Genomic DNA, 11458 nt, shown 5'->3' with positions numbered 1-11458 from the left:
GGGCGGCGACGGCCTCTGGATCGTCCCGGAGTCGCGACCAAAGGTTGCTCAGGGCGCTGAATAATTTCCGGTGGTGCTCCGCGCCGCCGTGGCGCAGGTCGTCATGGAATGCCATCCGTTGTTGCAGATTCATCATGGCTTGGCTCCGGTGGTGGTGATGTGGGATTCGATGGCCGAAAGGCGCTGCTCGATGCGCTCTACGTGCGATTCCAGGCGTTCGAGCAGGTCTAGCGTTGTGACGATGCCGTGGAGCAGGGCTTCATTCTGCCGGGTCATCACGTCGATGATGCGGATGGCGGCATGGGCCGCGACTGTGGCTTCACTCATCGTCGTTATCCCCTCAGCCCGGCCAGGCGCTCAGCCTCAATGCGCGCAGCCTCGGCGTCGGATGCCTGCATCGCGCGGTTGTAGAGTTCGTCGAGCTTGTCGAAGTCGATCGGCGTGATCGACGTGTCCGCTGGCTGAGCACTGCCGACCAGGGCGAGCAATTCGGATGCGGTCTCGGTCGAGAGTTCGCCAGCACTCACGGCCTGCAACAGCCGATCAGCGACGGATTGACGATCTCCGGTGACATCCACGGCGACGGGTTCGGACATCGGCCGCAGACGCGCCACACAGCGATCAAGCAAGGCAACGGCGGCGGCGGTATCGCCTTGCTTGGCCTGCTTGATGAGCGCCTGGACGAGTTCGTCACCGTGTTGGGCGATCAAGCGCCGCAGTCGGACGCCGGGCGATGATCCAGAGCCGGGCGGTCTGCCTCGCGGGTTGCCGCTCCGACCAGGAGGGAACTTCCCTCCGGCGTCGCGTGGGGTGGGTATCGGGGTTTCGTGCATTGGGGATGACCCTGTTGTCACCTGCAATATCAGGCGAGGGCATCATCCGGCATCGGAGTAGGGCTATCTGGCGCGGTTTTCCTGATTCGCGCGTGTTCCGCCCCTGATCGGTATCGAGGATCAGGTGAAATCGGGCGGGGGTTTCTTCAGTCCAGAAAAAAGGGAGCTACCAGAGTTTCTAGCCACCAGAAAAAAGGGCGTCCGATGGCGGCGAGCGCGCGGGAGTGGCCGGATCGCGGGAAATCGGCAGCACGCTGCCGATCTCGCACCCACGCGCGCGCGGGAAGCGCATCGGGTCGGTCATGTCGGATGCGGCCTCGTTGCTCGCACCCACGCGCGCGCGGGAAGCGCGCTGGATGATCTTCGCGAAATGCGGTTTGAACACTCGCACCCACGCGCGCGCGGGAAGCGCCGCCTACGCACCAAGCCCCTCTGGTATACAGGGCCGGATGGGAGCAGAGCCTATACAAAGGCTAGCGCCAGACGATCCAGCGTCAAGGCGCCGTGCGGCTTTGGCGGTCGCTTCTTCCCAGACCTTGCGGCGCTCGTCGTCGGTCAGTGGGGCGAGTGGGCGGAGGTGGGATTCCGGGGCGCTTTCCCCAATTGGGGAATCGAGAGATTTCGCTATTTCACCGGCCTCTGCCAGCCGGTAAATTTGCGATTTTTCGTAACCAAGCTCGGTTTTGCCGTATTCCTCGAAGCTCGAATATCCGAGCGCCTTCCATCCCTTGCGGTCGCGCATGTCGAGCAGGAGCGCCCGAAGCGTCGTGATGCCGGCCTTGTCTTCAGTCAGGAGTTCGAGGGCGGCGCGGATGGAGGGCCGTTCCAAATCCGTCGCGCGTGACGGATTTGAGGCGATCCGCATGTAGCGTTGCGCCGTCACTTCAGAGAAGTCAACCGCGCCCGATTCCTGCTGCTGCTTCAGCCACGGCAAACGTCACGATTTCCGTGATAGATGCCCCGCGCCCGTGGGCGACCCGCTGGATGTAAATGCTACGATCGTAGCAGTGAAGGATCACCCGCGAGCGTGGGCGAGACGGGTATCTCGTTGGAATACCCGGCTGCCCACGGGCGGGCGGGCGGAGCGGTGCACGTCCGCGTGCACTGGCCTCAACTGGTTGCCCCGCGCGCGTGGGGGCGACATCCCAAACCCCGAAATCGGGGTTTCTAGCCGCCATAAAAAAGCGGCGCTCGATTGCTCGGGCACCGCTTCTGCATCCAAACATTCGCCCGACAACGATTCGGGGGATCTGGATGACTTCAACCTAGACGGCTTCGGCGCCAGCGTCAAGGCAGGGCGGGAACGATGGTGGACATCACCACGGTTGGCGCGGTTGCCAATTGGCAACCGTCACGGTCTCCGTGATAGATGCCCTTCCGCGCGCGTGGATGAATCGCGGTGCCACTCCGGTAGCACTGCCGCCAACCTGCCCTTCCGGGCGCGCGTTAATTGCAACGATCGTTGCATTGGCATCCAGCCCACTCCCCGCGCGCGGGCTACCCGGCACATCCTCAATTTGAGGATCTACGATAACCGGATCACCCGCGCGAACGTGGGCGACCCTACGGGCAGGTGCGCAACAGATGCTCCAGGATCTCCGCGCGCCGCTCGGCCTCATCCACCACGCCCTTGAGGCCATCGGCGATATGGATGGCTTCGGCTCGATCCACGGGCGCCAGCTCGGTCAGCAGCCCCTCGACGAACCAGCGACGGGCGCTGATACGGTCGTCCTCATCGCCCTGGAACTCGCCGGGGTGCTCGGTCTGGCCCATGCGCCAGCGGATGTCATGCAGCCATTGCCAGTAGCGCAGTTCGTCCAGGCATTCGGTCAGGGTTGCCGGGTTGACCGACTCGGTGAATAGCGCGTCCAGGCGATCAGGATCAGCCCGCCACAGTTCCTCGCCCTCCAGCACGGCGCCCACGGACGCGACCCCTGCCCCGCATCCCTCAGATATTCCGGGCGAATCCCGGATTTGGATTCCGGCTCCGCAGTCCGGCAACGCCGGTTGTACCGTTGACCCAGTGGGAAAGGGCCGGGATCGCCCCGGCCCTCGGTCGGTCAGATTTCGTTCGGCTTCAAGACTGTCACGCTGTAGCTGTTGAACTCCACACCGCGTTTCGAGCGGTGGCGTCCGTGAAAGGTCAGCGACACCAAATCACCTCGCGTGGCTCGCTGTTCCTTGAGTCGGTCCAGCAGCCACGACGTGAGCCAGACGGCTAGCATCCGTCCGTCGATCGTCTGTACCAGCATTTGCGCTTGCTCGCCGTATGGTCCGTCGACCTTCCGGCTGCCGGTGATGACGCCTTCCAGCGTCTCGCCCGGCGTCGGCTTCCAGGTCTCTACCGCCGTCATCGCGGCCTTCCGGCGTAGTGCCTCCAGGGCGTGGGCCGGCACGGAGACGGTGCCGGTGGTCGTTACGGTCATTCCGTTCATGCCGTCACCCCCCGGAACCGCCCGCAGGAAATCTCAGCATCGGGCCACGGCCACAGTGAACCGGGTTTGCGGCTTGCCGGCGCGTCAATCTGGCAACGCCCGATGCCGCCCGAAGGATTTACCGGGTCAGGCGTCCAGTGCGCGCACCGAGCGCAGACGGCACTGCCGGGCTTCAGCTCGGCCTCGCTGGACCCGTCAATCCGCCAATCCGCCAATGCCGAAACATCTTCCGCCGTTCCCCCCACACCCCTTCCGACACTGACGGGCGGAAGGTGGTGGGTGGTGTTCCGCCAGTCTCCGTCAGTCTTAACATTGGCGGACATTGGCGGATTGGCGGATAGGACGTACTTGGTTCGCGGCTTGTAGTGCGCGTCCTTGTATTCCACCTGCTGAATCGCCCCGGAGCGCAGCAACCGCGTAACCGCCTCACGAAACCGCGCGCGGTCCTTCTTCATGGTTGCCGGGAATTCAGCGTAAGAAGAGAGTGCGTGCCACGTCGTTGAGTTGCCGGTGTCTGCCGCCGATACGTTCTTGCCGACCGCCTCAGCCGCGCGAAAACAGCTCAAGATGGCCTCTTCATCGGCCTCTTCAGCGTGGCGTCTCTCGGTCGTCACGCCCGATTGCCCAGCCGGAACCGGAACCGGCCCCTTCCACTCCAGCGGAATCGAATCAGGGTGGGCCTTACCGACATTCAGCTTTTCCTGATGCAGCTCGTCGTCGATCAGCGCCAGCCGCGACCGAGCCGAGTTATGCCAGGCAGTCGAACCTGAGTATGAGTTACGGGCTGAGCCGAACTTTGCGGCGGCTTTGTCGATGTGAGCGAGCAACAGGACTGCGCCTTTGTGGCCCTTCACTGCACTGGCGCACTGGCGCACGAAATGCCGGACTTGCTGACGGTCGTTCTCGTTGCCGCCGAAACAGTCGCTCGCGTTGTCGATGATGACGAGATCGAACGCGCCCTCAGCGATCATCGCGACCAGCTCGTCACCGTCGCCAGTCGAGAGCAGGCGACGAACACCGTGGTCGTTAAACTCGACCATCATGGCTTCGGCCTCAGTGGCGTCGACGATCACCATGTTGGCCATGATCGCCGGCAGGGAAAGCTGATACTGCATTGCGATCTTCTTCAATCGCCAAACAACCAATTCCTCGGCATCTTCGTAGGAGATCACTAGTACGCGCCCCTGGGTGACTGTGAACTCGCCCCAGTTCCGCCCACTGGCGACGTGCGCGCCCATCGCCAGCGCCAAACTCGACTTCCCAGACCCGCCATGACCGCCGAACAGAGTGAGGAAGGAGCGTGGAATCAACGGCTCGATCACGAACTCGGGCGCGGCCAGCTCGGCACTACGCAGGTTCGATAGGTCACAGCGCCTCAGACGCGATACAGGCGCTTCAGGCTCGTTGCTGGCTTCAGGCTGTGGGTCGGCTTGGGTCTGCCGGTAGTCGTCTCTACGGGCCTCCTGTTGCGTTCTATCGGCTTTCCGCTCGAACTCCATCCCCAGCAAGCGCGACGCCTCCCGAACAGCGGTCTTGATGTCGCCTCCGTGCTCCAGGGTGCACCAGATGGAAAAGGCGTCATGAGCGTGGCCGTCGTTAAGCGGACAGCAACCATGCGACGAGAAGACGCGCGGCGGGTCTGACTCGGGCAGCAGCCGCACGCCAGCCATGCCGGTCGTCGATTCTGGGTGCATCCAGCGGTTGCCGCGCTTCTTGATGTAGCCGTGGTGGCGCAGCAGCTCCCGGACATCATGGGCCGCGTTGAAGGCGTCGATGACGCTGGCGGTCTGTGGGCCTTGCCGGCGCGCGGCGGCGGCGCGAAGGGCGTCCTGTGCGGCCTTGGCCTCACTCAGCAGTGACTCGACGGGCAACGGCTCGCCCTCGACACTGACATGCCCGAAATAGATCAGCCGATCCTCGGGGGCGCGCGGCAGGTACAGGGGTTGGCTTGGCTTCAGGGTCGACGGGTCGAAGCAATCGGAGATCCCCAGCACACTAGCGACATGGCGCCCCAAGAGGTCCAGCTCGCCGGGTTGGAGCGGACGCTCCAGCGCCAGCACCAGCCGATAGCGGTGATGAGGAACGCCGGACGGCTGGATGCTGGGGTCTAGGTGGCTGTGCGTCGTGTGCAGGATGGCGCGCCAGCCGCACAGATCGACCTCGACGGCCATTTCCTCGACCGTGGGCGGCTCCGGGCCGATGACGGTCTTGATGCCGGTCTCGGGGTTCCGCGCGGTCTTGGCTTCCACGTCCAGCGCCAGCACGGAGACTGAGCGGACATGCTCGTTGCCGCGTGGTCCTGGGGCATGGTCGCCAGCGATCCAGAGTGGTCCATCCTTAGCGCCAGCCTGGACACTCCCAAGCATCGCGGCCAGTTCGTTCCAAGCGACTTCGCGACGGCGAGTGATGGGGCCGGTGACGGTATCGGCCAGCGCGATTGGGAAGCGGGCCAGCTCTTCGCCAAGTCGATCCCGAATCGACTCGGGTGCCTGGACCTCGGCGAGGGGTGCATCGGCGGTTTTCCCCTCGTCGGGGGAGAAGCACACCAACTCGACCGGCTCTTGCTGGTGCTCATATTCGGCCAGCCGTTCGAGATCGGTCTGAAGATCCGAATCAGCCTCCAGCTCGGCAGCCCGCGCGGCGATGGATTCATTCTCGGTGATGGCATCGCCGATATTGAACGTCGCCGGGCCTTCGATAACTTCGGCGCGGACGCCACGGCGCCGCCGCTTGGCCGCATTCTGCGCGGCAATGCGTGCCTCGATCGCGGCGGATTCGTCGTCGGTCATCTCGACCAATTCGACGATGGGCGCGCTGGGGATGTTTGTATCAAGCATAACGACTCCAAAATCAGGAGCCGCGCAGACGGGCAGGCAGGGCGAACGGGTGGAAATTTTGAGGTGGCTACCCCATAATCCCCCAAGCTCGACCGAGCTGGACCGTCTACAGCGGCCTAGCTAACGTGGCTCGACCTTGCCGGGTCGGGTCACGCGGTTGGCAAAAGCGAAAAGATCAGATTGCAGCCCCGGCCGGATGGACTCTGGCCGGGGCTTCTTCTTTTTGGCGTCCATACCCCACAGGCGAGCCTGTTTGTCGAGCCGCGCGCGGCGGCGGTCGCGAGACTTCCGATTCACGCCGCAGCCTCCTGCTCTTCAAGCATCCGTGCCAGTGCCTCAATGAAGGCGGTGCGCGGGTACAAATAGCGCCCCGCGTACCGGATCGGCGCCGGGATCTTACCCGCTCTCCGCCACGCCCTCAGGGTCGGCTTCGAGATGTTCGCGGCCTCAGCGGCCTGTTCGGTCGAGAGGAAGTCAGTCAGTGGGTTTTCCATGTGTCGCGCCTCTTTGGTGAAGGTTCGCGATCACTCTACCCCTGAAAAAACGACACCCTTCCTGCCGTTTTCCTAGTTTTGCACACCCATCCCCGGCCCCGCTCGATGGCCGTGTCAGACCATCCCGCCCATCTTCATCAGGGCGCCGATGATGAGCGTGGTCTGAAGGAATCCAGCCCCGACAACCCAGCGGATCAATTCGGACTTGCTTTCGGCGATGTCGCGCTTGACCTCCAGGCGCAGAACCTCGATGTCGCGCCGCAGGTTGTTTTCGTGCGCTTCCATTTCGGCCTTGGTCGCCATCTGCCGATCGATGATCTCGGCCAGGGCGCGGGCCTGGGTCGCGGCTTGCTGTTCGTTGAATCCCCCGGCCTTGAGCGTTTCGGCATAGGCCAGGGTGTCGAGTACGAAGGTGGTCATGGCGTGGCCCTCTCGGGGTGTGGGTGTCTCGAATCAGTGTGGTCGGTCAGTCACCAGGGCGTAGCGCGGCGGTCATGCGCGGCCTCTTCAAGCTGTCGCTCGCGCTCGATCTCCCATTCAATCTGCTCTTTTTCCCACTCGGCTTCCATTGCCTCATGCTGCTCGCAGCCGGAGACCAGCGGCAGTGCGATGTCGTCAGGGTCAGGGATGTAGTCGGTCATGGTGGTGTTCCTCAATGGGTCCATCCCTGGACCACCAGGGCGCGCTAGGCCGCGTTGCTCGCGCTCGACTCAGGGCCATCCTGATTCGCGGCCTGGACCGCTGTCTCGGCATCGCTGACCCATTCCTCAGTCAGTCCGGCCAGTCGCTCGCGGACTTCGCGCGCCCACTCAAGTTTTTCCTCGGGTGTCGGCTCGGGCTTGATGTTGGCGGCGATCTCTTCACGAATGCGCGCCGCTTCCTTGGCGATCAGGTCGGCAACCGTGGCATCCCAGCCTGAATAGCCGTGATGCAACAGAAACCGCAGATCGTTCTGCGTCTCTTCCGAGAGCCGGACACTGTTCTCTTCCAGGTCATCGGCTTCCTGATAGGCAGACTCGGCCAGCAGCCGGGCCGCGCACGCAATCTGGCACAGGTGGTTGCGCTCTGTGATGAAGTCGTCATCGTCGAGCGACAGGGTGCCCACGCGGTAGGACAGTTCGCGGGTCAAGGCGATCAGGGCATAGGAGGGTTCGTTCACGTCGGTCTCTCACTCAGGTTGGTGTGATGACCGACCGCGCAGAGGTGGGCAGGGCGAGCAGACGCGCAGCCGCACGACGGCTATCATGTCTGTGTTCTCACCGTTGTCCGAACCGTTCCAGCGGTCGGGCTTTACTGCCGGGTGCGGGCTTCAATCGACACCCGGCAGACGGCGGGGACTCTACCCCTCCCTGTCAAACGCACTCCCTTACTCCGTCAGCTCCCAGTGCAGATGACGCTTGTCGTCGTCGGGGAGCCTCTGATTCAGTCGCTCGACCACCTCCATCATGACCAGCGAAAGGGCCGCAGGTCGCACCTGCCGGAACGCGCGCGCCAGGGCCTCAATCAGCAGGTGGTCGGGCAAGGCTTTGATGTCGATCGCGGGCGTATCCATCGCTTGGCGCACCCGTTCACGGGCGCGACGCATCTTCTCAGCCGATGTCAGTGCTGGGCGCGGGCCTTTTGGTCGTCCACGGCGCCGCAGTGTGGGTGTCTCGCTCATGTTTACGCCCTATTGCCTGGAAATGATGCCACAAAATAGGGCACCGTGACTAAAAAAACAATCGCTCTCTGCCTGTGTCCGTGAACCTCGATCACCCGCTATCCGGCTCCAGAGCACTTCGGGCGTGGCCTGTCGCGTTCGACTTGCCTCGTGGCAACAGCCCCGCGCCCTCGATGACGCTGGACCGGCGCCGCGTCTGGTGCGTCAACAGCGCCAGCCCTCCCGCGTCCGAGCATGGCCGCGCTTGAGCACGAAATGCCACAGAAAATCACTCACGATAATTGCCAATGTCGTGAGTGATCGGTTTCGCGCGCGCGATTCGTGTTAGGACGAGGAACGCTCGACCTCGGCCACCAGCCCAACGAGCTTATCGTGGGCCTCGTCGTCCAGCTTGGCGCCGCGATTGAGCGCACGCGACACGCGGCCTTGATCGCGTCCGACCTCATGGGCAATCCGGGCCTGAGTCCAGCCGTGGGCCTTCAGGATGCCAATCAGATCGGCGGTGGTGCGTGGAGGCGGGGATGGCTCCAGTTCCAACACGGGCGTCTCTGATACGGTCTCGCGCGCCGTCTCTGATACCGGGTCCGGTGTATCAGAGACATGGTACGCCAGCTCGATCGGACGCCCACCGGGGACAGGCGGGCAGCGTCGGTGCAGCTCCACCAGGACCACGGCCAGCGAATAGGGATTGCCGCGCTTGAGCTGCACGCGGGCCACTTCCCATAGCGCCGTCGTCGAGAAGCCCGACAGGTCTTGCAGCACCGGGCCATCGTTGAACGCTTCCAGCGCGCGTTGCCTCATGGCGGTCATGCGGGTGTTCGGCTTGGGCATGGCTGTATCCGATACAGGGTGATGGTGGCTCAAGGTTAGTATCTGATACAGCGGTCGGCAAGTATCAGATACAACGCCCGCGTCACCCCTCCCGGCAAATCTGCCACAGCGCCACGGCCAGATCCCAGCAATAGTCTGGATCGCGGTCAGATCCGGCCTTGGCGAGCACAGCGCGGACCTTGCCCGCATACCGATCGGCGAAAGCGCCCACGGACAAGAGGGCAGCGTCCATGCGCATGTCGAGCTTGAGGGCGGGGTCGGACAGACTGAGGTCATCCCAGGTCGCGCGGGCCTCGGCGGCGAGTGCGTTATCCCACATGGCTATGCCGCCTCCCGCCGCGTCATCAGTCGTTGAGCGATGTTCGAGACGGTACGCGCGGCCCAGATCCCTTCTCTGGCTGTGGGGACGCCCATAGCATTGAGCCGACGCGCGATCTCGCGATAGGACAAGCCGGCGTCAAGCATCGGCTGCATGGTCGGGCGCAGCTTCTCGGCGAAGGAATCCGCGTGGCGCCGGTTGGTCTCGTGCCCCTTGGCTCGGGCTTCCGGGAGGTTGGTCGTATTCCCAAGCACCACACCACGCGCCTTCGCGGCCTCCAGCGCCGCCTTGGTCCGCTCGCTGATCATGGCGCGCTCCTTCTCGGCCAGGGCCGCGTACAGGTGAAGCATGAAGGGGTCCGCGTCAATGCCATGCTCGACCGACACGAATGGCACGCGCTTGGTCATCAGCCCCGAGACGAAGTGAACGTCACGCGCCAGCCGGTCGAGTTTCGCGACGACGATGGCGGCATCGGCGCGCTTCGCTTCCTTCAATGCGGATGCCAGCACGGGGCGCCGCTCCAGGGCATCGCTACCTTTGCCGGTCTCGATCTCTACTACCTCGCTCAGTAGCTCGATCCCCTCCTGCTCGCAGAACGCACGGACCTTTGCTTGCTGAGACTCCAGGCCCAGCCCTGAGCGCCCCTGTTGGTCGGTGCTGACGCGGTAGTACCCGATAGCTCTGGTGATGGTGATGCTCATGCTGGACCCCGTGAAACCCTAAACTGTGAAAGCATTATACGCTCGTTTACGGTTTTCACAATCCCGCGATCCAAAGAAAAACCCGCCATCACAGCGGGTATTTCAGCGTCCGGTCGATCAGGGGTAGAATCCGGTTGACCCTTGCATGTGTCGGCCAACTTTCGCGCTGGAATGCGGCACGACCTGGACATCGGGCAGCCCCGCCACTGTGCGGGGCTTTTCATGTCGGGGTCATGGACACCGCAGCCAAGCGTTGCTCCCGAAGCTCCCGGTACGCCCTCACGCGATCCGCGAACCCAATGGGTAGGCTCCGGTCATCCATCGTCGCAACGAACCGCCCAAGCCTTTCATCTTCGTCGTCGATCTCCGCGAGCGCGGCAGCCAGCCTCTCCCGCTGCTGGGTGGACTCTGAACCGGCCTCTTCCAGTTGCCGGACGATCCGTTTGCGTTCGCTACCAAGCTCCACACGCCGACTGATCGCGACATCGATGAAGTCCCCGAGCCGGTTCCGCTCGCCAGCACACGTCAACTCCGTGCCCGATACCACCGTCATCACGTCGCGGACCAGCCGCTCAAGACGCTCCTGAGTTTGGTCATAGGCAGCCGGCAGGTCCGGCGCGTCCGGGGCCAGGGCTTCGACCAGGGCGAATACCGCCGTCGGGTCCGTCGAGATCCGCTGCCAGAACCCGCGCAACAGCTTCATCATCTTCCGGTGCCGCACGGCCAGCGGGCCTTTGTGGAGCTGGCCGCCCAAGGCGGTACGCTCGATGAGGGTGAAGTGTTTTCGCGGCATGGTGTGCTCCGTGGTGGCATGGCGGGCCTCGACCCGCCACTGTTGATGGTGGCTACGGTCCCATCACGGCCAGATTCGGCCCCCGCGCCGTCCGCATCAGCTCGTAAAGTTCCCGGTGCGCCCGCGCCCGATCGGCAAAGTCAGCAGGCAGGATCGATTCGTCTGCGGTACTGGTGAACCGGCTTAACATCGTGCTTTCGGCATCCAGCTCGGCAATCTGCGCCCGCACTTCATTGTGATCCAGCAAGGGCTTGATCCGGTCGAGTTCGCGCTCGGGCACTCCTGCTGAGCGCATCTTCTCGCGGGCCTTCAAGACTGACTCACTGGCTCCGCGCTCCAAGAGCCGCTCCAGCTTCTTCCGCTCGCCGATCAGCTCAATGATACGGTGGCTCGCGTAAGCCACATGATCCTTCAGGCGTGCGGCTTCCTCCTTGCACACCCGGTTTGTCTCGGCAATCTCGTTCGAGATGTCTTGCTCCAGCCGCCTCAGGCGCTCCGTCGCAGCGCAATAGGCGTCGGGCAAGCTCTCGGCCTCGGGCGCCAGGATTTGGGCCA

At 63.7% G+C, this 11458-nt stretch carries 17 protein-coding genes; all 17 read right to left on the bottom strand.

Annotated features, from left to right (window positions below):
* Positions 1-132 precede the first annotated feature (132 nt).
* Positions 133-327 carry a hypothetical protein gene (locus tag HW932_RS21010; protein ID WP_176978406.1) on the bottom strand — a complete coding sequence of 65 codons (195 nt, stop codon included), beginning with the start codon at positions 325-327 and terminating at the stop codon, positions 133-135.
* 5 nt (positions 328-332) lie between these two features.
* A complete protein-coding gene (locus HW932_RS21005) occupies positions 333-833 on the bottom strand; it encodes a DUF5681 domain-containing protein (protein ID WP_222932482.1) in 501 nt (166 codons plus the stop codon).
* A gap of 178 nt (positions 834-1011) precedes the next feature.
* A complete protein-coding gene (locus HW932_RS22230; protein ID WP_425485138.1) occupies positions 1012-1218 on the bottom strand; it encodes a hypothetical protein in 207 nt (68 codons plus the stop codon).
* 30 nt (positions 1219-1248) lie between these two features.
* Positions 1249-1767: a hypothetical protein gene (locus tag HW932_RS21000; RefSeq protein WP_176978404.1), complete on the bottom strand. Its 519-nt coding sequence runs from the start codon at positions 1765-1767 to the stop codon at positions 1249-1251.
* 629 nt (positions 1768-2396) lie between these two features.
* Positions 2397-2756: a hypothetical protein gene (locus HW932_RS20995; RefSeq protein ID WP_176978403.1), complete on the bottom strand. Its 360-nt coding sequence runs from the start codon at positions 2754-2756 to the stop codon at positions 2397-2399.
* Positions 2757-2893: 137 nt separating this feature from the next.
* On the bottom strand, positions 2894-3268 hold the full coding sequence (locus HW932_RS20990; protein ID WP_246296961.1) for a hypothetical protein: 375 nt from the start codon (positions 3266-3268) through the stop codon (positions 2894-2896).
* Entirely contained in the window at positions 3265-6105 is a 2841-nt protein-coding gene (locus HW932_RS20985) for an AAA family ATPase (protein ID WP_176978402.1), read from the bottom strand. Before HW932_RS20985 ends, HW932_RS20990 begins: the two co-directional genes overlap by 4 nt.
* A gap of 293 nt (positions 6106-6398) precedes the next feature.
* Positions 6399-6599, bottom strand: coding sequence for a helix-turn-helix domain-containing protein (locus tag HW932_RS20980; RefSeq protein WP_176978401.1), 201 nt, complete (start codon positions 6597-6599; stop codon positions 6399-6401).
* A 114-nt stretch (positions 6600-6713) separates the two neighbouring features.
* Positions 6714-7019 (bottom strand): CCDC90 family protein, encoded by a 306-nt coding sequence (locus HW932_RS20975; RefSeq protein WP_176978400.1) that lies wholly within the window; start codon positions 7017-7019, stop codon positions 6714-6716.
* A 50-nt stretch (positions 7020-7069) separates the two neighbouring features.
* On the bottom strand, positions 7070-7240 hold the full coding sequence (locus HW932_RS20970; protein WP_176978399.1) for a hypothetical protein: 171 nt from the start codon (positions 7238-7240) through the stop codon (positions 7070-7072).
* 44 nt (positions 7241-7284) lie between these two features.
* Positions 7285-7758 (bottom strand): hypothetical protein, encoded by a 474-nt coding sequence (locus HW932_RS20965; protein ID WP_176978398.1) that lies wholly within the window; start codon positions 7756-7758, stop codon positions 7285-7287.
* Between the two features lie 207 nt (positions 7759-7965).
* Positions 7966-8259 carry a hypothetical protein gene (locus HW932_RS20960; RefSeq protein ID WP_176978397.1) on the bottom strand — a complete coding sequence of 98 codons (294 nt, stop codon included), beginning with the start codon at positions 8257-8259 and terminating at the stop codon, positions 7966-7968.
* A 324-nt stretch (positions 8260-8583) separates the two neighbouring features.
* Positions 8584-9090 (bottom strand): hypothetical protein, encoded by a 507-nt coding sequence (locus HW932_RS20955; protein WP_176978396.1) that lies wholly within the window; start codon positions 9088-9090, stop codon positions 8584-8586.
* A gap of 82 nt (positions 9091-9172) precedes the next feature.
* Positions 9173-9409 carry a hypothetical protein gene (locus HW932_RS20950; protein WP_176978395.1) on the bottom strand — a complete coding sequence of 79 codons (237 nt, stop codon included), beginning with the start codon at positions 9407-9409 and terminating at the stop codon, positions 9173-9175.
* A 2-nt stretch (positions 9410-9411) separates the two neighbouring features.
* Positions 9412-10110, bottom strand: a complete 699-nt coding sequence (locus HW932_RS20945) for a recombinase family protein (RefSeq protein ID WP_176978394.1) — start codon at positions 10108-10110, stop codon at positions 9412-9414.
* Between the two features lie 220 nt (positions 10111-10330).
* Entirely contained in the window at positions 10331-10903 is a 573-nt protein-coding gene (locus HW932_RS20940) for a hypothetical protein (protein ID WP_176978393.1), read from the bottom strand.
* Positions 10904-10955: 52 nt separating this feature from the next.
* A partial coding sequence (locus HW932_RS20935; RefSeq protein WP_222932481.1) for a hypothetical protein occupies positions 10956-11458 on the bottom strand: 503 nt, incomplete at its 5' end.

It is taken from the genome of Allochromatium humboldtianum, assembly GCF_013385175.1.
Lineage (GTDB): Bacteria > Pseudomonadota > Gammaproteobacteria > Chromatiales > Chromatiaceae > Thermochromatium > Thermochromatium humboldtianum.
The sequence above is the reverse complement of the archived record's forward strand: the minus strand, read 5'-3'. Positions and strand labels throughout refer to the sequence as shown.